This is a genomic window from Arthrobacter sp. 05N425 (assembly GCF_056397125.1).
This window is the reverse complement of record NZ_JBFTMU010000007.1, coordinates 1-23,937: the sequence shown is the minus strand read 5'-3', so window position 1 is coordinate 23,937 and position 23,937 is coordinate 1. Positions and strand designations below refer to the sequence as shown.

The 23,937-nt window shown below is 69.3% G+C and carries 23 protein-coding genes and 2 tRNA genes; 10 read left to right on the top strand and 15 right to left on the bottom strand.

Annotated features, from left to right (window positions below):
- Positions 1-139: 139 nt before the first annotated feature.
- From AC1DGE_RS10985 to asd, 4 genes are all read left to right on the top strand, one after another.
- Entirely contained in the window at positions 140-520 is a 381-nt protein-coding gene (locus AC1DGE_RS10985) for a hypothetical protein (protein ID WP_476908451.1), read from the top strand.
- A 110-nt stretch (positions 521-630) separates the two neighbouring features.
- Positions 631-1,047: a hypothetical protein gene (locus tag AC1DGE_RS10980; protein WP_476892100.1), complete on the top strand. Its 417-nt coding sequence runs from the start codon at positions 631-633 to the stop codon at positions 1,045-1,047.
- Positions 1,048-1,129: 82 nt separating this feature from the next.
- Positions 1,130-1,546, top strand: coding sequence for a hypothetical protein (locus AC1DGE_RS10975; RefSeq protein ID WP_476908450.1), 417 nt, complete (start codon positions 1,130-1,132; stop codon positions 1,544-1,546).
- Between the two features lie 92 nt (positions 1,547-1,638).
- Positions 1,639-2,781 (top strand): aspartate-semialdehyde dehydrogenase, encoded by a 1,143-nt coding sequence (gene asd / locus AC1DGE_RS10970; RefSeq protein ID WP_441416995.1) that lies wholly within the window; start codon positions 1,639-1,641, stop codon positions 2,779-2,781.
- 15 nt (positions 2,782-2,796) lie between these two features.
- Here the strand turns inward: asd and AC1DGE_RS10965 are convergent, their stop codons facing one another.
- The gene (locus tag AC1DGE_RS10965; protein WP_476892098.1) at positions 2,797-3,912 is read right to left on the bottom strand and encodes a winged helix DNA-binding domain-containing protein; all 1,116 of its coding nucleotides are present in this window, start codon (positions 3,910-3,912) and stop codon (positions 2,797-2,799) included.
- Positions 3,913-4,021: 109 nt separating this feature from the next.
- Between AC1DGE_RS10965 and AC1DGE_RS10960 the strand changes: the two genes are divergently transcribed.
- Entirely contained in the window at positions 4,022-4,507 is a 486-nt protein-coding gene (locus AC1DGE_RS10960) for a hypothetical protein (protein WP_476892097.1), read from the top strand.
- A gap of 37 nt (positions 4,508-4,544) precedes the next feature.
- Complete coding sequence (locus AC1DGE_RS10955; protein ID WP_476892096.1) at positions 4,545-5,027, top strand: hypothetical protein; 483 nt, start codon at positions 4,545-4,547, stop codon at positions 5,025-5,027.
- A 1-nt stretch (position 5,028) separates the two neighbouring features.
- On the opposite strand, the gene AC1DGE_RS10950 is transcribed toward AC1DGE_RS10955, so the two are convergent.
- The 4 genes from AC1DGE_RS10950 to AC1DGE_RS10935 are packed head-to-tail and all read right to left on the bottom strand — an operon-like array spanning position 5,029 to position 8,354.
- Positions 5,029-6,096, bottom strand: coding sequence for a UDP-N-acetylmuramate dehydrogenase (locus AC1DGE_RS10950; protein ID WP_476892095.1), 1,068 nt, complete (start codon positions 6,094-6,096; stop codon positions 5,029-5,031).
- A gap of 53 nt (positions 6,097-6,149) precedes the next feature.
- Positions 6,150-7,427 (bottom strand): MFS transporter, encoded by a 1,278-nt coding sequence (locus AC1DGE_RS10945; protein ID WP_476917460.1) that lies wholly within the window; start codon positions 7,425-7,427, stop codon positions 6,150-6,152.
- Positions 7,428-7,442: 15 nt separating this feature from the next.
- The gene (locus tag AC1DGE_RS10940; RefSeq protein ID WP_476917459.1) at positions 7,443-7,880 is read right to left on the bottom strand and encodes a MaoC family dehydratase; all 438 of its coding nucleotides are present in this window, start codon (positions 7,878-7,880) and stop codon (positions 7,443-7,445) included.
- A gap of 3 nt (positions 7,881-7,883) precedes the next feature.
- Positions 7,884-8,354 carry an FAS1-like dehydratase domain-containing protein gene (locus AC1DGE_RS10935; protein ID WP_441416989.1) on the bottom strand — a complete coding sequence of 157 codons (471 nt, stop codon included), beginning with the start codon at positions 8,352-8,354 and terminating at the stop codon, positions 7,884-7,886.
- Between the two features lie 149 nt (positions 8,355-8,503).
- Here AC1DGE_RS10935 and AC1DGE_RS10930 point away from each other — a divergent pair, with 149 nt between their 5' ends.
- On the top strand, positions 8,504-8,881 hold the full coding sequence (locus AC1DGE_RS10930) for an ArsR/SmtB family transcription factor (RefSeq protein ID WP_476908445.1): 378 nt from the start codon (positions 8,504-8,506) through the stop codon (positions 8,879-8,881).
- Positions 8,878-10,566: a SulP family inorganic anion transporter gene (locus AC1DGE_RS10925; RefSeq protein ID WP_441416987.1), complete on the top strand. Its 1,689-nt coding sequence runs from the start codon at positions 8,878-8,880 to the stop codon at positions 10,564-10,566. Before AC1DGE_RS10930 ends, AC1DGE_RS10925 begins: the two co-directional genes overlap by 4 nt.
- Here the strand turns inward: AC1DGE_RS10925 and AC1DGE_RS10920 are convergent.
- From AC1DGE_RS10920 to AC1DGE_RS10900, 5 genes are all read right to left on the bottom strand, one after another.
- The gene (locus AC1DGE_RS10920; RefSeq protein WP_441416986.1) at positions 10,556-10,780 is read right to left on the bottom strand and encodes a DUF3188 domain-containing protein; all 225 of its coding nucleotides are present in this window, start codon (positions 10,778-10,780) and stop codon (positions 10,556-10,558) included. The two genes, AC1DGE_RS10925 and AC1DGE_RS10920, sit on opposite strands and share 11 nt — an antisense overlap.
- A gap of 52 nt (positions 10,781-10,832) precedes the next feature.
- Entirely contained in the window at positions 10,833-11,783 is a 951-nt protein-coding gene (locus tag AC1DGE_RS10915) for a DUF2797 domain-containing protein (protein ID WP_476917458.1), read from the bottom strand.
- Positions 11,784-11,812: 29 nt separating this feature from the next.
- On the bottom strand, positions 11,813-12,676 hold the full coding sequence (locus AC1DGE_RS10910; RefSeq protein WP_441416984.1) for an HpcH/HpaI aldolase/citrate lyase family protein: 864 nt from the start codon (positions 12,674-12,676) through the stop codon (positions 11,813-11,815).
- Positions 12,677-12,861: 185 nt separating this feature from the next.
- On the bottom strand, positions 12,862-13,839 hold the full coding sequence (locus AC1DGE_RS10905; protein ID WP_476917457.1) for an aldo/keto reductase: 978 nt from the start codon (positions 13,837-13,839) through the stop codon (positions 12,862-12,864).
- Complete coding sequence (locus tag AC1DGE_RS10900; protein WP_476917456.1) at positions 13,836-15,542, bottom strand: glycoside hydrolase family 13 protein; 1,707 nt, start codon at positions 15,540-15,542, stop codon at positions 13,836-13,838. The genes AC1DGE_RS10905 and AC1DGE_RS10900 overlap by 4 nt, the downstream gene beginning before the upstream one ends.
- 73 nt (positions 15,543-15,615) lie before the next feature.
- Between AC1DGE_RS10900 and AC1DGE_RS10895 the strand changes: the two genes are divergently transcribed.
- Positions 15,616-16,845 (top strand): ROK family protein, encoded by a 1,230-nt coding sequence (locus AC1DGE_RS10895; RefSeq protein WP_441416981.1) that lies wholly within the window; start codon positions 15,616-15,618, stop codon positions 16,843-16,845.
- Positions 16,846-17,036: 191 nt separating this feature from the next.
- The gene (locus tag AC1DGE_RS10890; protein ID WP_476917455.1) at positions 17,037-19,895 is read left to right on the top strand and encodes a M43 family zinc metalloprotease; all 2,859 of its coding nucleotides are present in this window, start codon (positions 17,037-17,039) and stop codon (positions 19,893-19,895) included.
- A 24-nt stretch (positions 19,896-19,919) separates the two neighbouring features.
- Here the strand turns inward: AC1DGE_RS10890 and AC1DGE_RS10885 are convergent, their stop codons facing one another.
- The 5 genes from AC1DGE_RS10885 to AC1DGE_RS10865 form a co-directional block, all read right to left on the bottom strand.
- The gene (locus AC1DGE_RS10885) at positions 19,920-21,491 is read right to left on the bottom strand and encodes a Na+/H+ antiporter (RefSeq protein WP_476892089.1); all 1,572 of its coding nucleotides are present in this window, start codon (positions 21,489-21,491) and stop codon (positions 19,920-19,922) included.
- Positions 21,492-21,623: 132 nt separating this feature from the next.
- The gene (locus AC1DGE_RS10880) at positions 21,624-22,283 is read right to left on the bottom strand and encodes an SDR family oxidoreductase (protein WP_441416978.1); all 660 of its coding nucleotides are present in this window, start codon (positions 22,281-22,283) and stop codon (positions 21,624-21,626) included.
- Positions 22,284-22,444: 161 nt separating this feature from the next.
- Positions 22,445-23,296: a hypothetical protein gene (locus AC1DGE_RS10875; RefSeq protein ID WP_476908438.1), complete on the bottom strand. Its 852-nt coding sequence runs from the start codon at positions 23,294-23,296 to the stop codon at positions 22,445-22,447.
- Between the two features lie 205 nt (positions 23,297-23,501).
- Positions 23,502-23,575 (bottom strand) — tRNA-Met (locus AC1DGE_RS10870).
- A 62-nt stretch (positions 23,576-23,637) separates the two neighbouring features.
- Positions 23,638-23,709: transfer RNA gene (locus AC1DGE_RS10865), tRNA-Thr, on the bottom strand.
- Positions 23,710-23,937 lie beyond the last annotated feature (228 nt).

Genomic DNA, 23,937 nt, shown 5'->3' with positions numbered 1-23,937 from the left:
CCCTTTCAGTCGCGGAGCATGCTGAATTTTCCCGACGTCGCCGAGGGTCCGACGATCTCGTCGAATGCTGCGCAGGCCTACGGCACCGGAGGTAATCTCCTGAAGCCGCGAGGGTCCCGTGGCGAGGCGTAGCCGGGACGTGCCCCAGGAACGCGGTTACACACCGCCGCCGGCCCCGGAGGCGCCCGTGAAGCACCGGATGGCCGAAAATGGCGAAATTGTCAGCTATACCGACGAGGAATACGGCGTACGCAAAGACGACGGGCTGGGCATCATCAAGCCGTTGAACGCCTCCGGCGGCCTGCTGTTCCTGGCCCTGTTGATAACCGCCTTCTTCGGACTGATGCTCTACGGCGTGGTCCAGATGGCCGTCACCGACCAGTGGCACATCATGGGCGAGATCTGGTGGATGTACGTGCTGGTACTCTATCCACTGTTCGCCGGCTGGGCCGGCTACTTCAAGGAACGCAAAGCCGAGAAGCTGCGTAAGGCCCGCAACCTGCCGAGGCCGGTCAAGTAGCTTCTCCGCAGGTAAAAAGTTCCGTGGCCCGGTGGGCGCGACGGCGTCATCTGAAGGGCCGCTGGCAACCGTCTTCCCGAGCAGATCCGCACCGTTAGTCAGGACGAACTGTGAGCTTCGATCGCGAGCGTGAACGCCGCAACGACGACGTCAATGCCGAGCACAAGGAGGCGCTCGCGCGGGGCGAGAAGCGCGTGCTGCGAAAGACCGACACAGGCGAACTGCACAGTTACCCCGCGGACGAAATCGGGTTTTCCCCCGGCCGCGGCCAGGTGCAGGTCCGGTCCTGGTGGGGCATGGGAATCCTTACCGCCGTCATGGGGCTCTTAGTCATTCTTTCCGGGGTGATCCTGCTGGCCCCCGTGGGCCGCGGTGAGCAGCCTTTCTGGGGAGCACTGTTCCTGACGGCATTCGGCGGTTTCGGAGCCTGGTATACCTTCGGCATGGCAAGTGACGAGTACCGGGCCAAAAAGCTACGGACGGAGCGGCAGGCGCCCGAGCCTGGAGCCGGGCACATCTCGCAGTAGTTCGCAGGGCCGGGCATCGCTCGCTCGCATAACGTACCCGACTGCGAATGCGTCATCCACACCATCCAGAAGGTAGAACCACGTGCCTACAGACACTGACAACCACCAGCACGACGAAGAGATCCGGGCCCGCCATGAACGGGCAGTGGCTGCCGGGGAGAAACGGTTCCTGACCAGGACCATGGACCACGGGCGACTGCACTCCTACGCCGCGGACGAGATCGGCTTTGCCCGCGCCGGGTCCGGCCCGATCGTCGCCACGGCGTCCGGGATGGTCCTTCTGGCGGCCGTGTTCGCCGCGGTGACCGTGTTCTCGATTTTCCTCGTCGCCGCCCCTACCTCGCGGGGCGAAAGCCCGCTGTGGGGCGCTCTCGTGCTGACCGTGATCGGCGCCTCGGGTGTGCTCTACGCTGTTCGGCTCGCCGTCTCCGAATTCAAGGCCAGGCGCATCCGCCGCGAGCGCGGCCTTCCGGAGCCCAGCCCGCGCCAGCTGAACTGATACGGGACGTTGCCGAGCCCTGCGGGAGGGCCGACGTACCCACGTGACGTAACCGGCTGCGGGCCAGGCACCGCAAAGTCTAAACTGGCCCAATGACTACAGCAGCTACCCCGTCCGTCGGACTGGTCGGTTGGCGTGGCATGGTCGGCTCCGTCCTGATGCAGCGTATGCAGGACGAGGGCGACTTCGCCAACATCAACCCGGTCTTCTTCTCCACCTCGAACGCCGGAGGTGCCGCCCCGGCCATCGCCGGTGCGGCGGCAGGCGCTGCCGGCAAGCTCGAGGACGCGTTCGACGTCGAGACGCTGGCGAAGCTGCCGATCATTGTGACCGCCCAGGGCGGCGACTACACCAAGCGGGTGCACGGCGAGCTGCGCAGCCGCGGCTGGGACGGCCTGTGGATCGACGCCGCTTCCACCCTCCGCATGAACGACGACTCGATCATCGTGCTGGACCCGATCAACCGCGACGTCATCGACGCCGGCCTCTCCGGCGGCGTGAAGGACTACATCGGCGGCAACTGCACGGTCTCCTGCATGCTGATGGGCCTCGGCGGCCTGTTCAAGAACGGCCTCGTCGAATGGGGCACCTCGATGACCTACCAGGCCGCGTCCGGAGGTGGTGCCCGGCACATGCGTGAACTGCTGAGCCAGTTCGGCACGCTGAACGCCGAGGTCAGCAGCGAACTGGACGACCCGGCGTCGGCGATCCTGGAGATCGACCGCAAGGTCCTGGCCCACCAGCGCACCGACATCGACGCCACCCAGTTCGGTGTGCCGCTGGCGGGCTCCCTGATCCCCTGGATCGACGCGGACCTCGGCAACGGCCAGTCGAAGGAAGAGTGGAAGGCCGGGGTGGAAACCAACAAGATCCTGGGCACCACCGGCGCGGACCGCGTCATCATGGACGGCCTGTGCGTCCGGATCGGCGCCATGCGCTCCCACTCCCAGGCGCTCACGCTCAAGCTCCGCGAAGACCTCTCCGTCCCCGAGATTGAGAAGCTCCTGGACGCGGACAACGAATGGGCCACCGTGGTGCCCAACACCAAGGAAGCCTCGATGGCGGACCTGACCCCGGTGGCGGCGTCCGGCACCCTGGATATCCCGGTGGGCCGCATCCGCAAGCTCGAAATGGGCCCGGAGTACATCAGCGCGTTCACCGTCGGCGACCAGCTCCTCTGGGGCGCCGCGGAGCCGCTGCGGCGCATGCTCAAGATCGCCACCGGCACGCTCTAGGAACTGCGGGTCCGGTCAGGTTCGGTCGAGGCCGAGGAACCGGCGGTACTTCGCGGCCTGCAGCTCAAAGGATTTCCGAGCCGCAGGCCGCAGCCCGTTAACGCCGTCGAACGGTTCGGGCACGACGGCGCCGGACCGGCCGTTGCCGGGCGCCGCCCAGGTCCCGACCACGGCGCCCCCGGCCACGATCGTCTTCTTGAACACGCCGTTGCCGCCGGGGACGATCTTGTCCGCGTGCTGCGCGTGCAGCGCGATGGACCGGTCGGTGTAGCCCAGGAGGAACTCGTCGAATCCCGGCAGCGCCAGCACGGTGCGCTGGCCGGGGACGGCGCAGTCGAGCAGGGCCGCCGTCTGCGGGGAGAGCCAGTAGGTTTTTCCGTCAAATTCCAGCTCCGCCAGCCGGTCGCGCACGTCCGCCAGCGCAGCCCGGACCTCGGTCAGCGGGACGCCGGACCACCAGGCGAAGTCACGTTCGGTGGCAGGGCCGTGGCTGTAGAGGTAGCGCAGCAGCCACTCGGCGATCCCTTCCTCGCGGCCCAGCCGCCGCGAGTCCTTGATCCAGTCGTCAAACGCCACCACCAGCTGCTGGTTGCCGGCGAGCGGGCCCAGCACCAGCAGGCCGCGCTGGCACAGGGTCCCCAGGAGATGGATGCCGCGCTGGCCTGCCGTGGACTGGCCGGCTTGTTCGAAGGCCTGGAACAGCTCCGCCCGGCTGGCTGCTGCCCCGCCGGCGACCCGCTGCAGGGCGGCATCCGCGGCGGCGTCGACGTCCGCGGCAGAGATGCCCAGTTCCCGGTGCCGCCCCGCCAGGCCTTTGATGAGGCGGGCGGAGGTGATGTCCAGGACCCATTTCAAGTCCTCGGGCGCCAACAGGTGCAGCGTGCCGCGCATCGGCCAGGACCGGACGATTTCGCCGCGGTCCAGCGAAGCGCGGACATCGGCCGCGCGGGAGCCCGGCACGCGCTGTCCCACCGCCCACAGCGCAGCCTGGAGGTCCTGCGCCTGCATGGCGGTCATGCCCCGGACGGCGCCGGGAACAGACTCGAAAGCCGGGCCGGCAAGCCCTTGGGAGACCAAGCGGAGCCGGCCCATGACGCTCCGGCTCAGACGCGTGCGCACCACTGCTGCCATGACAACATCCTAGGCCGGGCTCAGCCGCCCCGGTGGAATCCGGCCGGTGCGCGGCCACCGCCCGGTCCTCTCCCAGCCTGCGTCCAGCCGGCTTCATTACCGTGGATGCATGACTTTGGGTGATGTGTGGCCTCTCCTGCGGCCCCTGTGCAGGAGGCTGGCCCTGCTGGGCTGGGCCTCCAGCGCGGCCGGCATGGCGGCAGGCCTGGCCGTCGCCATCGCCAGCGGCACCCGTCTCTCCCCCATGATGACAACGTTCCAGACGGTGTCCGCCGCGTCCATGGCGGTAGCCGTGGTCAGCTTTGTCACGGCTGCGATGATCCAGCCGCGGTCTCCGGCGTTGCAGAACGCCGACCGCGGGGAAGCCGACCCGGATCCCGGCGCGGAGTTTCCCGCCACGGTGCACAGTTTCCTCCTCGGTTCGCTGGCACTGCTGGCCGGGGCGGTGGCTTTCGCCTGCGCCGGGCTCCTGCTGCGGAGCGGGCCCAGCGCCCAGTCCGTGGCGTTCTGCCAGGTCTTCCTGCTGGGCGCCGCGGCGTCCGGCTTCACCTTCATGCTCTTCAGCAAGGTGGTCCCCCGCCGCGGGAGGAGCTAGTCCACAAGCACCGGACAGCCTCCGCTAGGCTGGCCGGATGACTTTGGGGAGTTTACTGAAAGTGCTGGACCGGGGCCGGCTCCGCTGGATGCTGCTGGCAAGCTTGGCTGTGCTGGCCGGAACTGCATCGATGGCGGGGGCCCTCCTCAGCCAGGCGACGGGCAAGGACGCCGAGCCTTACCTGACGGGTGGAGTCCTGGGACTAGCGGCCGGCTACGCAGTGTCAACCTTGGGAGCCCTCGCGGCAAGCAGCCTGGGAGTCAGGGTACGGCTGCTGCGCGACTGGGGCCGGTACCCGGCTGTCGTCCGGCTCGCGGTGGTGCTGACGGCCGTGGGGGCCCTGGCGTCTGCGGCATCCATGCTCATGTCGGCGACCGGCGTGCTCGGCCCACTGCGGCCCACGAGCCTGGCATCGGCCTTTTTCTATCCGACCATGGCCACTCTGGGTTGGGCCCAGGCGCTGGCCGCAGCGGCACTGCGCCAATCGGCCTCCGCCGTCAAGGCCTCCGTCGGCCCCTGACTTAGAGCTCGACGCCGATCAGCAGCGGCTCGGGGTGCAGCTCAATACCGAAGCGTTCGACGACGCCGCGGCGCACCTCGCGGGCAACCGCCAGGAGATCTGCCGCGCTGGCGCCGCCCCGGTTGGTGATGGCCAGGGTGTGCTTGGTCGACAGCGAGGCCCGGCCGCCGGAGACGCTGCCCGGCTCAAGCCCGAAGCCCTTTCCGTAGCCGGCATGGTCGATCAGCCAGGCCGCGGAGAGCTTGGTCAGGCCCTCGGCGCCGCCCGGGTAGCGGGGGGCATCCTCGGGCAGCCCCGCGGCAACCTCGACGGGCACGATCGGGTTCGTGAAGAAGGATCCGGTGGAGTACGTATCCCGGTCCGCCGCATCCAGCACCATGCCCTTGGAGGCCCGGAGCCGGAGCACCTCGCGCCGGACGTCGTTGGAGTAGGCCCGCTGGCCGGTCTCGACGCCGAGAGCCCGGGCCAGTTCGGCGTAGCGGATCGGAGCGCTCATCCGGCCCAGCGGCAGCTGGAATTCGACCGTGAGCACCACGTACCGCGGAGAGCCGTTGGTGGTGGTCTGTTTCAGCACGGAGTCCCGGTAGCCGAACTTGAGCTCCGAATTGGTGAACGTCTGGACGGCATTGCGTTCCCGGTCCCAGGTGCGCACCGCGGCGATGGTTTGCGAGACGTCGGAGCCGTAGGCTCCGACGTTCTGCACCGGCGTCGCGCCGGTGGCGCCGGGGATCCCGGACAGGGCCTCTACGCCCGACCAGGCATGCTTGACGGCATGCTCCACGAGGGCGTCCCAGTTGTGCCCGGCCTGGACCACGACGGCGACTCCGCCGCAGGAATCCTCAGCATTGACGGTGAATCCTTCCGACGCGATTTTCACGACGGTTCCAGGGAAGCCTTGGTCGCCGACCAGCAGGTTGGAGCCCCCGCCGATGATCAGCAGCGGCTCGCCGGCGGCGTCGGCCGTGCGGACAGCGTCGATGATCTCCGCTTCGGTGCGGGCTTCGACGTAGTTGGCGGCGGGGCCGCCGACGCCGGCCGTGGTCAGGGCGGAAAGCAGTGTCTGGGTCACCCCACCAGCCTAGCCGGGTTCGGCGTATGCCCGGAAAGGCGGCAGGGCCGGGCCTAGGCAGCCTTGCGCGCCACCGGGGAGAGCAGGAAGCTGACGACGAGCATCACCATGACGGCCAGCAGCGAGTGCAGGATGCCGACGTGCTCGGCCAGCAGGCCGAGCAGGGGCGGTCCGCAGAGGAACGCCCCGTAGCCGATGGTGGAGACCACCGAAACGCGTGCGGCGGCCTTGACGGGGTCGTCCGCGGCGGCGGACATGCCGACCGGGAAGCCCAGCGAGGCGCCCAGCCCCCAGACGGCCAGGGCGACGTAGGCCAGCCAGGGAACCGGCGCGAAGACGAACAGGCCCAGTCCCGCCACGGCCAGCGCCGCACACCAGCGCATCACCGGGACCCGGCCGTAACGGTCCAGCACCAGGGTGCCGGCGAAACGGCCCACGGTCATGAAAGTGACGAAGAGGCCGTAGCCGGCGGCTCCGGCGGCGTCGGACTGGCCGTGCCCGTCGGCGAGCGCCAGCGCCACCCAGTCCCCCGCCGCGCCCTCGGCCAGGGCGAGGCCGAGCACCAGGACGCCGAGCAGCAGGGTCCGGCGGTCCCGCCAGGCCTGCGCGATCTGCCGTTTGTTATCCAGCGGTTCTTCCGGGCCCTGTGTGGCCTGGCTGATGATGGGCAGCGGACCGGTGGAGGGATCCTCAAAGGTGTCCGGCCCGGACGGGGTGAAATCCTTCTCGGCCTCGACCGGGGTGATGTCGGCGCGGAACCAGCTGGCGGCCGTGGCCACGGAACCGGCGACGAGCAGTCCCACGGCGGCCAGGTGCCAGAAGACCGGCACGCCGGCGCCGGCAGCCCAGGCCCCCGCGCCCGCGCCCGCGACGGTGCCCAGGCTGAACGCGCCATGCAGCCGCGGCATGATGTGCCGGCGCACCGCGCGCTCGACGGCGGCGCCTTCCACGTTGGACGCCGTGTTCCAGCTGGCCGTGCCGAGGCCAACCACCACGAGCCCAGCCGCCACCGCCAGCGGGTTGACCAGAACCGAGGTTCCGAACCCGGCAAGGACCAGCCCGGCGCCCACCATGATGCTGCCGATCCGGATGGTCTGCTTGGAGCCGAAACGCAGCACGATCAGCCCGGACGCGGAGACCGAGACGAAGGAGCCCAGCGTCATGCAGAGCAGCAGCAGGCCGACGTTCCCGGGCGTGAGGTCGAGTCCGTCACGGATGGCCGGAAGCCGGGACACCCAGCTGGCGAAGGCTATCCCGCTGAAGGCATAGGCCGCCACGACGGCGTTGCGCCACCGGGTCACCTCGGCGGACTGGGCCACACGGACCCTCACGGCTGGATCATTCGGTCAGGCCAGCCTGACGACGGCCTGGGCCTTCATGAGGACCTTCTGCCCGCCTGAGACGACGGTGAGGTCCACGCGGGCGGTGCCCGCGTCGGCGTCGAGCGCCCCAATGGCGCCGCTGACTTCGATCACCGCGCCTGCGTCCGGGGTACCGGTGGTGTCGGCCACCGGGACCGGCTTGCTGAAGCGGGTCTGGAAGTCGACGACGGCGGCCGGGTCACCGGCCCAGTCGGTCACGAGCTGGACGGCGGCGCCCATCGTGAACATGCCGTGGGCGATCACGCCGGGGAGGCCGACGCCGGTGGCGAAGGCCTCGTTCCAGTGGATCGGGTTGAAGTCACCGGAGGCGCCGGCGTACTTGACGAGGTCTGTGCGTGTGACCTCGATGCTTCGGCTGCCGAGGTCCTGGCCGACCGTGAGTTCTGAAAATGTGGGGGCCATGGCTTACTGTCCCTCTCCGCGGACCAGGATGGACGAGGTGGTGGTGGCGACGGCTTCACGCGGGGCGGCCGCATCGCTGCCGGCGAGGGCGAAGATCTCGGAGCGGGTGGTGATCATGGCGCCTCCCCCCATGGCGCGGACGCCGTCGACGTGCAGTTCGGCCACGAGCCGGTCCCCGGCGACGATCGGGCGGTGGTGGACGAAGCGCTGGTCGGCGTGGACCACGCGGGAGAAGTCGATGCCGGAATCCGGGTCCTCGATCAGCTGCGCGTCGGCGCGCTGCGCGACGATGATCGCGAAGGTGGGCGGGGCCACGAGGTCGCCGTGGCCCAGGGCCCTGGCGGCGTCCACGTCGAAGTGGGCGGGGTGGGTGGCTTTGACCGCGCGCGCGAACTCGCGGATCTTCTCGCGGCCGACGTCGTACACCTCTGCGGCAGGGTAACTGCGGCCCTGCAGATCCGGATTGATAGTCATGGTTCCAGCCTAGCGCCCTGCCTTCGGATGGCTTTCCCCGTTACACGGCCCCGCGGCGCTTGCACCCGGACGATATGATGGAAACATCAATTCGTAAATCCACGGTGCGGGCGGTGCCCGTCCGCAGGCCAAGAGAGCGCAGGACCGCCATGATTTCCGCAGCGCAGACCCCCTTGTACGAAATCAAGGCCAACCTGTTCAAGGCCCTCGCCCACCCGGCGCGGATCCGGGTGCTGGAACTGCTGGCGGCGGCCCCGGACGGCTCGGCTCCGGTCAGCTACCTGCTGGCCGAGACCGGTCTGGAGGCCTCGCACCTGTCCCAGCACCTGGCCACGCTGCGCCGGCACCGGGTGGTGACCTCGGTCCGGACCGCCAACGCCGTGACCTACCGGCTGGCCCACCCGAAGATTGCCGAGCTGCTCGCCATTGCCCGGATCTTCCTGCTGGACAGCCTGGCGGATTCGGGCGAACAGCTCCGGCTCGCGCAGGAACTGCCGGCCGCGCACCTCCAGGGGTCCGCCTCGTGACCGCCGCGACGGCAACGACGGCGGCCCGCGGCGTCCGGGGCTACCTCGCCCGCTTCCTGCCCTCCCGCCGCGACTACGACGGGCTGCGCGGGTCGTGGCGGACGGACTTGCTCTCCGGCATCACGGTGGGCATCGTGGCCCTGCCGCTGGCCCTCGCCTTCGGGGTGAGTTCCGGGGTGGGTGCCGAGGCGGGGCTCATCACGGCAGTGGTCGCGGGACTGGTTGCCGCCGTCATGGGCGGCTCCCACGTCCAGGTTTCCGGGCCCACGGGCGCGATGGTGGTGGTCCTGGCCCCGGTGGTCGCCGCGCACGGCGCCGGCAGCATCGCCCTGGTCTCCGTGATGGCCGGGCTGCTGGTCATCATCCTCGGCGTCAGCGGCCTGGGCCGGGCGGTCGCGTTCATCCCGTGGCCCGTCGTGGAGGGCTTCACCCTGGGCATTGCCGCCATCATCTTCCTGCAGCAGGTGCCGATGGCCACCGGCACTGAGGGAGTACCGGGCCACAACACCGTGCTGGCCGCCGTCGAGAGCGCCGCCACGGCGACGGCCCCCACGGTGCTGCAGACCCTGGCTATCGTGGCGGGCGTCGCCGCGGTGATGTTCCTGCTGCCCCGGCTGAACAAGGCCATCCCCGCCAGCCTGGCCGCCGTGTTGCTGGCCACCGTGGCCGCCGAACTCCTGGACCTGCAGATCCCGCGGATCGGCTCACTGCCGCATTCCCTCGCCGCACCGTCCATGCCGGCACTGGACCCGTCGGTGCTGGGTGGCCTGCTCATGCCCGCCGTCTCCATCGCCACGCTCGCGGCCATCGAATCGCTGCTGTCCGCGCGGGTGGCCGCCGGCATGGTCGGCCCCGACGGCCGGCCCACCGGGACCTACAGCCCGGACCGCGAACTCACCGGCCAGGGCCTGGCGTCGGTAGCGGCGGGTTTCTTCGGCGGCATGCCGGCCACGGGCGCGATCGCCCGGACCGCCGTTAACGTCCGCTCCGGGGCGAAGACCCGGCTCGCGGCGATCGTCCACGCCCTCGTGCTGCTGGCCATCATCTACCTGGCGGCGGGCCTGGTGGGCAGGATCCCGCTGGCGGTCTTGGCCGGGATCCTGATGGTCACGGCCACCCGCATGGTCTCACGGCAAACCGTGGCGGCGGTGATGCGCTCCACCCGGGCCGATGCCTTCGTCTTTGTCCTGACAGCACTAATAACCGTCGCGTTCGACCTGATCGTGGCGATCGAGATCGGGCTGGTCGCGGCGGCGGTGTTCACGCTGCGCAAGTTCGCCTCGCTCAGCGGGGTGCAGCGCGAAGACATCCCGGGCCCGGCTGTACCCGGTGACAGGCACATCGCCATCTTCCGGCTCGACGGCGCCATGTTCTTCGGGGCTGCGGAACGGGTCCTGCAGGAGATCAGCCAGGTCAAGGACATCCAGGTCGCGATCATCCGGCTCTCGCAGGTGCGGATGCTCGACGCGACCGGGGCCCACACGCTGGTGGACGTCATCTCGGCGCTGGAGCTGCGCGGAGTCACGGTGCTGCTCAAGGGCGTCCAGCCTCAGCATCTGGACCTGGTGACCAATGTCGGCGTGATCCGCTCGCTGCGGCACCACAAGCATTTGTTCGCCAGCCTGCCGGACGCCGTGGAGCACGCCCGCAGCCACGTGGTGCGGAACGCCGCCGCTAGCGCTTGAGGTTTTTCCGGATTGTCTGGCCGCGGACCACGATCCCGGCGATGTGCAGGATGAGACCGACGCCGATGACGGCCAGCGAGGCCAGGGCCAGGCCTTGGTTGCCCGTGTTGTTGCCGACCAGATTGAGGATGATGCCTGTGGCGATCAGGCCCATGGCGCTGAAGACGAGCACCTTGTAGGTGGTTGACGCGGTGGCCCAGAATTCGTTCAGCACCGTGCCAGTCTACCGGGGACCCCTGCACCCGCCGTCGTGGGCGGACCCGGGCTCAGAACAATGCCTCCTGGACAGCGGGGACCTCGGAGCCGTGGTCGCCAAGCTCGATGGTCCGCGCTTTCAGCTCGCCGAGGCTGACGACGAATTCAAGGTCGGCGCCGTCGAGCCTGGCCAGCGCGACGCTGCCGCTCAGCGACGCGAGCCGGAAGCCGTGGGCGTCCGAGCCGAGGTCGTGGGGGTAGGCGTGCCGGGCGCCCGGGGTGCAGGCCGCGTCGGCCAGCGCGGGACGCAGCCACCGTTCGTCCACGACCTCAAAGCCGTCCGTATTGGCACCGCCCAGCAGGTTCCGGACTCCGGCTGCGAGCCGGCTGTTGAGGGCCTCCAGTGCTGCGGCGGGCGGCGGCGCGGTGAGCCCGGCGGCCTTCGCCGCCGAGCGGACCTGCTGCGGCAGCCCGGCGTCGCGCGTGACCAGATCCTCCAGCACCCTGACCACCCGCCCGTCGTCGGCGCGGGCGACGTAGCGGGCCACGACGGCACCCTGCTCGGCAAGCCGGTGCCACTTGCGCAGGTTCGAGGCGGTGCCCACCTTGCTGGCGCCATTGGCGAAAGTCGCGACATAAAGCCAGTGCGGCTGCATCAGGTAGGCGCGCAGCCCCGGCGGGACCCGGCCGCCGCGGTGGAAGTCATGGATCAGCCGCGAATCGTCGACGGCGAAGCACGGCCCGCACTGCTTTCCTCGGGCGGCCGGGGCACGGTCCGGGCAGACCATGTGCTCCCGGTCCGCGGGTCCGTGCACTTTGTGGTGGCCCAGGCAGTGCTTCCCCCGCGAGGCGAGCCGGAAACCGAGGCGCGTACCGGCGTCGAGCACCAGTTCGGTGAACGCACCCGCGGGGTCCTGCAACCGCAGGACGGCCCGGCCGGCGTCGGGCTGGCCAGGAACCGGCGAGGCCGGCTGCAGACCATCCCAAAAGACCCCGTGGACCAGATAGCGGGTATCGGTCACGGGGTCTCCTTGCTTGGGCCGGGAACCGGCTACAGTGCCGGCTGCACCCCAAAGGCTACAGCGAGCTTCATGATCTTTTCGGCTCGGCCCAGGCGCGGCAGGTCGGAGCCGTCCCGGATGACGCGGCCGTTGGCCTCGAAGTCGGCCATGAAGTCGGTGGCCCAGGCGACGTCGGACGGCGTCGGGCTGATGACCTCATTGATGACGCTGGTCTGGTCGATCGCGAGGCAGAGCTTGCCGGTCATGCCCATCATCACGGTGATGCCGGTCTGCTCGCGCAGGATCGGGTGGTTGGTGCCGACGGTGGGGCCGTCGATCGGCCCGGGCAGGTTGCCGACGCGGCTGGCGACGACGAGCTTGGCGCGCGGGTAGGCCATGGCCTCCGGGGTGGCGGCCATGCCGGTGTCGCGGCGGAAGTCACCGGAGCCGAAGGCCAGCCGGAACGCGCCCTGGGCCTTGGCGATGTGGTTGGCTTCCTCGATGCCGACGGCGGACTCGACCAGCGGTATGACCGGGGTCTTGCCGTCCATGCGGTGGTAGCTCTCGGTGACCTGGTCCGCGGACTCGGTCTTGGCGAGCATCACGCCCAGCAGTCCCGGAGTGCCGCGCAGGCCGGCGAGGTCATCGGCCCAGAAGGGGCTCGTGGCGTCGTTGATCCGGACCCAGGCGCTGCCGCCGGCGGTCAGCCAGTCCACAACGTGCTCGCGGGCGGCATCCTTCTGCGAGGGATCCACCGCGTCTTCGATGTCCAGGATGATGGCGTCCGCGCGGGACTCCGCCGACTGGCCGAAGAGCTCCGGCTTCATGGCGTTGACCAGCAGCCAGGAGCGGGCGATTTCGGCCGGGACATTGCGCTGGGGCCGGACGATCCCGGCGGTGGTGGTAGAGGTCATGCCTCTACGCTAGCCGCCCGGGGCCGCCCGCCGCCAAGTAATACCCCTGTTTAGGGCGACCAATACGACCAAAATCACCCCGGCGCGCGAAACTGGCTCGCGGTTGTTGTCGTTTGAAGGAATCTAAACGACAACAACTGCGAGCCAGTTGGGCGGGCACGACGGCCGGCGCGGCCGGTGCGTGCCTAGGGGATGTTGCTGCCCCGGGCCGTGATCCAGAGCCGGTACCACTCGGTGCGCGTCATGGCCGAGGCCACCTTGGCGGCGCCGGCGCAGGCCCGGATCCGGTCCGGCTTGGCGGTGCCGATCACGGGGGCGATTCCGGCCGGGTGCTTCATCAGCCAGCCCAGCAGCACAGCCTCGCCCGTGGTGCCCTTCTCCGCGGCCAGCTCGGCGACGAGTGCCGCGGCGGCCTCCTCCGCGGCACTCGGGCTCGCCGCCGGCGCCCCGGTATAGAGCCCGCGGGAGAGCGCGCCGTAGGCCTGCAGGGTGATGCCGCGCCGGACGCAGTGCTCCACGGTGCCGTGCGGAAAGCTGTAGTCCGTGCCCTCGGCGTGGTTGACCAGCACGGTGCTCTCCAGCCAGGCCCGCGCGGAGAGGCTCATTTCCAGCTGGTTGGCCACCACAGGCACCTCGAGCCGGTCCTGCAGCAGCTCGATCTGCGGGGCCGACATGTTGGAGACCCCCACCGCGCGGACCTTGCCCTCGGCCATGAGCTGCCCGACGGCGGACGCCACCTCGGCAGGGTCCAGCAACGGGTCCGGGCGGTGCAGCATCAGCACGTCCACGTAGTCCGTCCGCAGCCGGTCCAGGCTGTCGTTGACCCGGTCCAGAATGCCGTCCCGGCTCAGGTCGTAGAACGCATCGAGGCCCTGTTCGCCCAACCGGATGCCGCATTTGGTCTGCAGCCGGACCCGTTCCCGCAGGCCGGGCGTCTGCGCCAGCACCTCGCCGAAGACCGCCTCGGACTTGCCGTTGCGGTAAATGTCGGCGTGGTCGAACAGGGTGATGCCGGCGTCCAGGGCGGCGTCGACGGCCGCGGCCGCCTCGTCCACGTGCGCGGACGAGTACGGTTCCGCCGACCAGCTGCCGCCCAGGCCCATGCAGCCATAAATCAGTTCCTGGGTGGGGAACCCTCCGGGCTTAGGGGGCGCGGAATTCACCGAAGCCAGACGGTGGTGTTGCCCGGGAGCAGCTGGCCGTCCAGCGGGCCGCTGCTGACCAGCACCTCGCCGGCGGGCAGTTCGACGGCGTCGTCCCCGAAGTTGGTGACGGACTGCCAGCCGCCGTGGCGGCGGAAGTGCAGCACGTCGGCGCGGCCGGTCTCCAGCCACTCCAGTTCCTCCGAGGTCTGCAGCTCGCGGCGCAGCTTCAGGGCCTTGCGGTAGAACTCCAGCGTGGAGCCTTCGGTCCCGTCCTGGGCTGCAACGGCGTAGCGGCTGAACCATGCCGGCTGCGGCAGGTGGGCGCCGCCGTCGCCGAAGCCAAAGGAGGAGCCTTCCGGGGCCCAGGGCAGCGGCACCCGGCACCCGTCGCGGCCGATCTCGACACCCTTGTTGCGGAAGAAGGTGGGGTCCTGGCGTTCGGCGTCGGGGATCTCAGCGACCTCCTGCAGGCCCAGCTCCTCGCCCTGGTAGAGGTACGCGGAACCGGGGAGGGCCAGCATCAGCAGGGTCGCGGCACGGGCGCGGCGCAGGCCCAGTTCGACGTCGAGTTCCTCGGCCGGGGCGCCGGCCAGCAGCCAGCCCTTGCCGTCCTGGCCCTTGGCGTGCCGTCCGCCGCCCTTGGGCAGGCCGTAGCGGGTGGCGTGCCGGACGACGTCGTGGTTGGAGAAGACCCAGGTGGAGGAGGCGCCGGACTCGGTGGCTTCGGCGAGGTTGCGGGTGATGATTTCGCGGAACTCGTCGGCGTCGAAGTCGGCCTGCAGCAGGTCGAAGTTGAAGGCCTGGCCGAGCCCCTCCGGGCTGGCGTAGCGGGCGCGGCGGGACGCGTGCACCCAGGCCTCGGCGACGGCGGTGCGCGGCGGGTTGTACTCGTTGAAGACCTCGCGCCATTCGACGTAGATCTCGTGCACCTCGTCGCGGTCCCAGAACGGGTGCGAGCCGTCGTCGAAGCCGTCGGTGCCGGAGTTGGCCTCGCTCAGCTCGACCTTGGACAACAGCGGCTCGGTGAGGTCCTTGGTCAGGGCGTGCGCGACGTCGACGCGGAAGCCGTCCACCCCGCGGTCCGACCAGAAGCGCAGGGTCTTGAGGAAGTCGTCGCGGATCTCGCGGTTGGACCAGTTCAGGTCCGGCTGTTCCTTGGCGAAGATGTGCATGTACCACTGGCCGGGGGTGCCGTCCGGCTCGGTGATGCGCTCCCAGGCCGGGCCGCCGAAGACGGACTCCCAGTCCGACGGCGGGATCTCTCCGTTTTCGCCCTTGCCGTCGCGGAAGATGTAACGCTCGCGGGCAGCCGAGCCGCGCGGGGAGGCGAGGGCTTCCTTGAACCATTCGTGCCGGTTGGAGGAGTGGTTCGGGACGATGTCAGCGATCAACTTGATGCCTGCGGCATGCAGCGCGGCGGACATCTCGTCGAAGTCTTCCAGGGTGCCGAGCTTGGGGTCGACATCGCGGTAGTCGTCGACGTCATAGCCGCCGTCGGCGAGGGCCGAAGGGTAGAACGGGGAGAGCCAGACGGCGTCGATGCCGAGTTCCTTGAGGTACGGGACCTTGGCGGTGATGCCCTTGATGTCGCCCAGGCCGTCACCGTTGGAGTCGGCGAAGCTGCGCGGGTAGATCTGGTACACGGAGGCCTGGCGCCACCAGTTGGGGTCTGCGGCGAGGTCGGAACCGGACAGGGTTGCCAGCGTGGCGGTGTTCGACAAGGTGAATCCTTCGGGGCTGGGGAGCGGTGTCTGACAAAAGCGGGTCTGATAATTTAGATACAAGCTAAATCTATTGCAGGTTCAATTATGGGTCCGCACTTACAGGGAGGTCAAGATTCCGAAGCCGCAGGCAGCCGCCACCCCCCAACTGCTGCGCCGCGTCAACGCCCAGGCGGTGCTTGCCGCTATCCGGGGCACCGAGGTGGCCACCGGCACGGAACTGATGGCGGGAACCGGACTCACCCGGGCTTCGGTGATTGCCGTCTGCGAGGACCTGATCCGGCGCGGCTGGATCCGCGAACTGGACGCCCCGCGGAAGGACGCTCCCGCCGCCGGACACCCGCAGAAGGGACGGCCTGCCCGGCGTTTCGAGCTCCGGGCGAGGGCCGGCGTCGTACTCGGCATCGACATCGGCGCCGCCACCACCACCGCGGCCGTCGCGGACCTCCGGGGCACAGTCCTGGGCCGCGCCAGCGGGAGTTTCCGTGCCGCGGACATCCCCGCCGCGGAGCGGATCGGCGTCGTCGACCGGGCCTGCCGAGAGGCGCTGGAGGCCGCCGGCGAGGCCCCGGGCAAGGTTCTGGCTGTGGGTGCCGGCATTGCCGCTCCGGTGGACCGCGGCGGCAATGTGCTGGCCGCCCAGCACTTCTGGAGCCTGTTCGACGTCGGGCTCCGCTCGGCCCTGCAAGACCTCCACGGCTGGACCGTGCTGCTGGAGAACGATGCCAACCTGGCAGCACTCGGTGAACGCTGGCGTGGATCCGGCGCCGGCGTGGATGACCTCGTGGTGCTCCTGGCCGGCGAGCGGCTCGGCGCGGGCGTGCTGGAGTCCGGACGGCTGTTGCACGGCCGCGGCGGCGGCGCCGGTGAAATGGGCTTCCTGGACATGGTTGAGGGCGTCGGCTCCAGCGACGGCATCGCGAGCCTGGCCCGGCAGTGGCAGTCAGCGGGCGGCGGCCCGGCCGACGGCGGCGAAGCGAGCGCCCGGCGCGTATTTGAGGACGCCGCCGCGGGGGACGCCGCGGCCCTCGCGATCCTGGGCCGGCTCTCGGAGCGGATGGCCCGGGTCATCGCCGCCATCGCAAGCTTGATCAACCCGGAGCAGGTGGTGATCGGCGGCGCCGTCGCGGATTCGGCCGGCGCACTGGTGCCCGGCATCACCGCCGCGCTGCCGCGTTTCACCGCCACTCCCCCGCGTGTCACGGTCTCGCCGCTGGGCGACAAGATCGTTACGGTGGGAGCCATCCGGCACGCCCTGGATTTCGTCGAGGCCAACGCCCTGGAAGTGGAACTGGCCGGCTGACGGCCGCCCAAGCAGGCCACTTTTCCAAGGAGCCGAATCTCAAGATTCGGCAACGATTGGATACCCAAGTCGAAAGTTTGACGCAGGTTTCCTTTTATTCTTCTCTCTCATCCGTAGACTGGCGTCACTCTGGTCACTTGCGGCCGTCCAGCTGACCCGTCGGCCGGGCGGCGGTCTCATGAAAGATAAACGTGAACTCTTTACGGATGAAGGCCGCGTTCTTTGCCGCGCTTGTCCTTGCCCTGGCGTCGGTCCCAACAACCGGCACGGCACCTGCACACGCTGAGCTGACGCCGGCACCTGTCGCGACCGCCACGGCGACACCGACTCCTAGCGCTCCGGCCGCGGCAACGCAGACGGCGACCGCCACCCAGACGGCAACACAGACGCCGACGGCGGCGCCCACCGCGGAAGCCCTGACTCCGGGCGCGGACGCCGTCCAGCCGGCGCCGACCCCCTCCGCTACTGCCGGCACCAGCCCGTCCCTCACGACGGTCGAATCGCTGCCCCCGGAAAACTCGGGCGAGCCCTTTGTGGCACACACCTTTGAGAATCCGCCCCCGGCCGGCGTGAAGGGGGCTCCGGCCACGGCCAGCGCGGGCATGCTGTCCACGGAGTCCTATTCGCTTGCCCGCCAGGGTGACATCAAGGTTCGCCTCGTCCTGGTCCAGTTGGCCGACAAGAAGGCCACCATCTCGCAGACAGCGGCTAAGGCCTCCATCACCACCAGCAGCAATTACTGGAAGACCATGTCCAACGGCCGCCTGTCGATGAGCGTGGCGACGGTGGAGAGCCGCACCAGCAAGGCCACCTCGACGCAGCGCTACCCGGACATGATGAACACCATCGCCACCGAGCTCAAGTGGACGCCGAATCCCTACACCGCACTCGTCGTCTTCGTGTCCACGCCCACGCTCTCCGACGGGGCGTACGGCGCAGGCTGGAGTTATAGCGGCACGAGCGGGCGGGTCATCATGCCGCTCCCGGCCACCCTGACCAACAGCGTGCTGACACACGAATTCGGGCACGTGCTGGGCCTGATGCACGCCAACAGCTTGCAGTGCGGCAGCGGCGCGCAGGACGTCGCCACCAAGTCGGACGGAACGTTCGCCGACTCCACCTGCAGCATCCGTGAATACGGCGACAGCCTGGACCTGATGGGCGTCTCCCAGACCACCCAGCCCGCCATCAGCTCGACCCTCTGGACCTATGGAGGATTCGGCCGCGGGGACGAGGTTCTCGACGCCGGGATCCTCAAGGACGTCAAGAAATTCACCTTGAAGGCCTGGGCCGGCACCGATGCCAGACGCGCCGTGAAGTTCACCGACCCGGTGAGCGGCGAAGTCTATTTCCTCGAGTTGCGCCTGCCGGTCAGCTACGACACCGCGAAGGCCGTGAACCTCAACAGCGGCGTCAAGATTGTCCAGCAACTGGGGGCGGGCTCGCTGATCCTGCTGCCAGACTCACGACCCTTCTCCGGGTACTACAACCCCAGCCAAACCTGGCAGGCCGGCCAGACCTTCAGCACCCATGCCGGCACCCGGGTGAAAATTGATTCCATCTCGGCTACCGCCGCGGCCATCACCATCACCGCTGCCAACGCCGTGACCGGAGTGTTCCGGGACGCCTGGCTGCAGGCCGGCGGGGAAGCCAGCCTGGGCTACAGCACCAGCGACGTGACCTGCCCGTACGGCGCGGCGGCCACCACCACTTGCCACCAGACTTTCCAGCGCGGCGTGGTCTACAGCACCCCGGGCGTGGGCACCTATGCCGTCTCGAACACCTACATGTCCGGGTGGAAGGACGCCGGCTGGCAGCAGGGCATCGGCTACCCCACCGGGACCGCGAGCTGCGGCCTGTACGGCGGAGGCTGCTACCAGCCCTTCCAAAAGGGCAACATCTACTACTCCACAGCGTCGGGCGCCCACGCCGTCGTCGGCGTCTATTGGAATGCCTGGCGGGACGCCGGCTGGCAGCCCGGCATCGGCTACCCCACCGGAGCACCAAGCTGCGGACTCTACGGCGGCGGCTGCTTCCAGCCCTTCCAAAAGGGCAACATCTACTACTCCACAGCATCCGGCGCCCACGCGGTCATCGGCGCCTACTGGAACGCCTGGCGGGAAGCCGGCTGGCAGCCCGGCATCGGCTACCCGACAGGCGAACCCGTCTGCGGGCTCGCCGGCAGTGGCTGCTCCCAGTCGTTCCAAAAGGGCAATGTCTACTTCACCACCGCCACCGGCGCCCACGCCGTGAGCGGTGTTTACGCCACAGCCTGGGCAGCGGCCGGACTCCAGCCGGGCCTCGGCTACCCGACCGGCGCACCGGCGTGCGGGTTGTACGGCGGCGGCTGCTACCAGCCCTTCCAGAAGGGGAACATCTACTACTCCTCCGCCTCCGGCGCGCACGCGGTCATCGGCGTCTACTGGAACGCCTGGCGGGAAGCCGGCTGGCAGCCCGGCATCGGCTACCCCACGGGCGAACCCGCCTGCGGGCTGGCCGGCGGCGGCTGCTCCCAGCCGTTCCAAAAGGGCAACGTCTACTACACGCCCACCACCGGCGCCCACGCCGTGAGCGGCGTCTACACTACGGCCTGGACGGCGGCCGGACTCCAGCCGGGCATCGGCTACCCCATCGGAGCTCCCAGCTGCGGGCTCTACGGCGGCGGCTGCTACCAGCCTTTCGAAAAGTCCAACATCTACTACTCCGCCGCGTCCGGCGCCCACGCCGTCACCAGCCGGTACTTCAACTCCTGGCGTGCGGCCGGATGGCAGAAGGGCGTGGGGTACCCCACGGGCCCGGAAAAGTGCGGGTTGTGGGGCGGCGGGTGCTACCAGCCCTTCCAGACCGGCAACAGCTATTACACCGCCGCGACCGGCGCGAACATGATCGGCCAGCCCTACCGGGAAGCCTGGCGGCTGGCCGGCTGGCAGTCCGGCGGACTGGGCTACCCGCTCGGCGCAGCTGTGGCCTACAACGGCTACCGGACGGTGCCGTTCCAGGGCGGTTCCATGATCTACAGCTCGACGGGAGTCAAGGTCGTCCGTAAGTAACGGACTTACCGGTGGGCCGGTGCGTCACTCCGGCATGATCATGGTGCGCAGATCCAGCTGCCGCAGCACCCGGTCCGCGACCTCCGGGTCCATCTCGGGTTCGTTCCGGGCCGCCACAACCTCCTGACGCGCGGCGTCGAGGGCGATGGTCTGGACGGCAATGGCCAGCTCGCGGCCGCGCTTGCGTTTTTCGGTGACGCTCTCGTTCCGCAGGCTGCCGTCCAGGAGTTCGGCGTGTAGCCGGGTCATCTTCTCCTTGACCAGGGCCACCTTTTCCTGCGGCAGCTCCTTCATAAGCTCGTGGTCCTTCAGCGCCGCAATGGCCGCCTGCTGCGCGCGGGAGGCCAGCAGCCGGGCGGCGTCGCGCTCCACGGACCCGTCCTCCGAGGCCCTCAGGACCCGCATCAGCCACGGCAATGTCAGACCAGGCAGCACGAGCGTGGCCAGCAGCACGGCGCACGCAATCACCAGCAGCTCGCTGCGGGCCGGGAACGGGGTCCCGTCGGCCAGCGTGGCCGGGAGGGCCAGCGCCAGCGCCAGGGTGGCCAAGCCGCGCATGCCGCACCACGTCAGGATCAGGACCTCTTTCGTGGAGGTGGGGCGCAGCGTGTTTTTCTTGCTCCGCGCCAGGCCCGACATCATCGCCAGCCAGCCGAACCGCACGGCGAAAACCAGCACGCAGACCACGGCGGCTGTTCCGGCCATTCCGATCACCGCGGTGCCCTCGTCGTGGATGACCTGGCGGATCTCCAGGCCCACCAGCCCGAAGGCGAGGCCCGTGGCGAGCAGCTCCACCACGTCCCAGAACGCCGTGCGGGTGACCCGCTCGGCGGCCTCCTGCGGCCGTGAATGCCGCTGGATCTCCAAGGCCGTGACGACGACGGCGATCACGCCGGAGGCGTGCACCTCCTCAGCGAGGATGTAGGCGGCAAACGGGACCACTAGCGTGACCGCGCTGCGGGCCACCATCGAGTGCACCAGACGCGTGATGAGGCGCGTGAGCCAGCCCATCCCGATCCCGACGCCGACGGCAAGGGCCGCCCCGACGGCGAACTGGAGCACGACGTCGGGCCCCACCCTGCTGCCGGCAACGGAGGCCGCGACGGCCGCCTGGAAAATGACGATGGCGGCCGCGTCGTTGAACAGGCCCTCGCTCTGCAGGACCGTGATGAGCCGGCGCGGCATGTGGACCCTGCCTGCGATGGAGTCCACCGCCACGGGATCGGGCGGGGCCACCATGGCGCCCAGGGCGATCGCGGCCGGGATGCCGATACCCGGGATCATGAGCCAGGCGGCGCCTGCCACGACGGCGGTGGAAACCACCACAAGCGCTACGGCGAGCATCAGCAGCGTCCGCCAGCGCACCCGGAAGACGGCCCAGGAACTGCGCTGCGCGGTCGCGAAGAGCAGCGGCGGCAGGAAGATGGGCAGGATCAGTTCCGCCGGAATGTCCACCTCCGGAAAGCCCGGGATAAACGTCAGCGACGCGGCGAGGATCAGCATCAGGACCGGGTATGGCAGGCGGAGCCGGTCGCCCAGGCCCACCGCCACCACGGTGGCCAGAAGAAGTCCGATGATGAGGGCCAGCTGGTCCATGTGCACTCTTTCCCCGGGGTGACGGCGACCAGTCCCCGGCCATCGACGCGCCAGCCGCCCCCACCACCCTATCGGGGCACTGGTTCGCCGGGGCCGGCCCGGCCGACTACCTCACGGGTCCAGTTCGCCGGTTTAGCTCACGGGACCGAGGGCCGCGGCGAGCGGCAGGGTTCCGTCCCGGAACTCGATTGTCCGGCCTGCGGTCTGCGGCAGACCCAGCACCGCGGCGGCGACGAGCGCCACGTTGGAGCGCGAGGTGCCGGTGCCGTCAGAGGTATCGGTGGGGTTGACGTCCAGCAGACCGTTGCCGGGGCCGTCGGTCAAGGCTCCCGGGCCCAGGATGGTCCACTCCAGGCCGCTGCCACGCAGGTGGGCGTCCGCGGCAGCTTTGGCCTCGGCGTAGGCGTGGAAGCTGTTGTCCGCGGGGACGCCATGGTCCGGCCCGGCCCCGAGGTAGGAGACCATAACGTAGCGCCGGACGCCGGCGTCGCCCGCGGCGTCGATCGACCGGATGGCCGCGTCCCGGTCCACGGCATAGGTGCGTTCCGGGCTACCGCCGCCCGCGCCGGCGGACCACACCACGGCGTCGTGGCCCTTCAACGCTTCGGCGATTTCCGCCGTCGTCGATTTCTCCACGTCGAGCACCAACGGGGTGGCGCCGGTGGCGGCGACGTCGTCGCGATGGTCCGGGTTGCGGATGATGGAGGTCACCTCGGCCCCGTCCTTCGAGAGGATGCCGGACAGTTCCATAGCCACTTTTCCGTGGCCGCCGATGATTGCGATTCGCGTCATCGTCCCATTCTGTCCCACCGAGCCCCGTCCCCGCACCCGGACCGTGGCCATTCGAGCGCGATGCGCTATCACTTCTGGCGGTTGTGGGCGCGGCAGAACAGCCATAAGTGACAGAGCAACGGCGGAACCCGGACCGCCGAACCTGGCAGGTCCCGTAGTAGTTACCCGATGGTGTAGCCGTTGAAGCCGTGGCCGATCTGCACGCGGTGCTTGAGTCCGCGTTCACTCGCGTAGAGCCACAGCCCGCCGTGGGTGTCCGTGGCGACGAAGTCGATGTACCCGTCCACGTTCACGAAGTCACCGTCCTCGACTATGCTCCTGTACTTGCCCCAGCCGGAACCGTAGTTGAACGGCGACCGGTGGACGTGCGGCCCGTAGTGGCTGTCGTAGGTGAAGTAGTAGGGCCAGAGCGTGCCGTGCGTGTCCCGGGCCAGGAAGTCCGAGTCGTTGTACCCGCGCGAGGCGACCAGCATGTGTCCGGCCCATCCGGCGCCGAGCCGCTGGCGGGTCAGCCAGTGGATGCTGTGCGATCGGACCTCATACGGATACCGCCACAGCGTGCCGGAGCGGTCGATTGCCAGGAGCGCGGGTTCGTGTGAGGCGGGGATGATGCTGGTCATCTGGTTCCAGCCGCCGCCGGTGCGTATCCGTTTGAGCCAGCCGCCGTGGCCGTTGCTCGGGATCGCCCAGAGGGTTCCTTCGCGGTCCCGGGCGAAGACGCCCGTATATTGGGCCGGACCGGGCACCACCCCTTCCAGAATGGCGGTGTAGTGCCACCCCGTGCCGGACCTAATACGCGGTTTCAGATGGCCGTCCCCGTCGTTGGGGTAAAGCCAGAGTGTGCCGTGGCTGTCCTGCGCGAGCAGGTCCGGACGGCCGTCGCAGGTGAAGTCGCGAACACCGGACCCACACGGCGCCGGTTGCAGTGCGGCCTGCGCCGGGGCGGCGAAGATGCCCGCGGCCAGGAGCAATGGCCAGGTGATGCTGATCAGAAGACGCCGGCTTGCTTTCATGGCCCGGAGCCTAGACCCGTGTGCCATTGTGCACACGAGTATCAAAACCCGTGACTAGTACGACCCCTACGCAAGTAGCGGCTGCCGCCCTCGACGCTCACCTGGTTCCGCGGATATGAAACGCAGCCAGCAAGACCGATGACCTGCTTCTTCGTGGCGGTTAAGACAAAAGGACCCCGCAGGCCGGGCCTGCGGGGTCTTTCTGTAGCGGCGGGGAGGCTCGATCTCCCGACCTCACGATTATGAGTCGTGCGCTCTAACCAACTGAGCTACGCCGCCACGAATGAGAAAAACCTGCGTCAAGCCGGTCAAAAACCGCCTTGACGCAGGCCCTCATTCAGAGCCCCCCACCGGAATCGATCCGGTGACCTCGTTCTTACCAAGAACGCGCTCTACCACTGAGCTAGGGGGGCAACGAGTAAATACTCTACCGGAAGATTCGGCTCCCAACAAATCGGCTGGCCTCCCCTGCCGGCGGTGCCAAAATCCGCGCGATTTCGGGGGTATCCCGGGCCTTCGGGCATCCCCCGCGGGCCCATTCCGGCCGGTCCGCACCCCGGATGTGACGAAGGCGACTCACGGGTCCGGAGCGTGCCAGGAACTGCGCACGCTCCGGACCTTAAAGCAGGACGGGCCGGCTC

Coding starts and splice junctions, on each gene's coding strand:
- asd (WP_441416995.1), top strand. CDS start 1,639: ATGACTACAGCAGCTACCCCGTCCGTCGGACTGGTCGGTTGGCGTGGC.
- AC1DGE_RS10940 (WP_476917459.1), bottom strand. CDS start 7,880: ATGGCCCCCACATTTTCAGAACTCACGGTCGGCCAGGACCTCGGCAGC.
- AC1DGE_RS10965 (WP_476892098.1), bottom strand. CDS start 3,912: ATGGCAGCAGTGGTGCGCACGCGTCTGAGCCGGAGCGTCATGGGCCGG.
- AC1DGE_RS10875 (WP_476908438.1), bottom strand. CDS start 23,296: ATGAAAGCAAGCCGGCGTCTTCTGATCAGCATCACCTGGCCATTGCTC.
- AC1DGE_RS10910 (WP_441416984.1), bottom strand. CDS start 12,676: ATGACCTCTACCACCACCGCCGGGATCGTCCGGCCCCAGCGCAATGTC.
- AC1DGE_RS10885 (WP_476892089.1), bottom strand. CDS start 21,491: ATGGACCAGCTGGCCCTCATCATCGGACTTCTTCTGGCCACCGTGGTG.
- AC1DGE_RS10880 (WP_441416978.1), bottom strand. CDS start 22,283: ATGACGCGAATCGCAATCATCGGCGGCCACGGAAAAGTGGCTATGGAA.
- AC1DGE_RS10960 (WP_476892097.1), top strand. CDS start 4,022: ATGACTTTGGGTGATGTGTGGCCTCTCCTGCGGCCCCTGTGCAGGAGG.
- AC1DGE_RS10935 (WP_441416989.1), bottom strand. CDS start 8,354: ATGACTATCAATCCGGATCTGCAGGGCCGCAGTTACCCTGCCGCAGAG.
- AC1DGE_RS10930 (WP_476908445.1), top strand. CDS start 8,504: ATGATTTCCGCAGCGCAGACCCCCTTGTACGAAATCAAGGCCAACCTG.
- AC1DGE_RS10955 (WP_476892096.1), top strand. CDS start 4,545: ATGACTTTGGGGAGTTTACTGAAAGTGCTGGACCGGGGCCGGCTCCGC.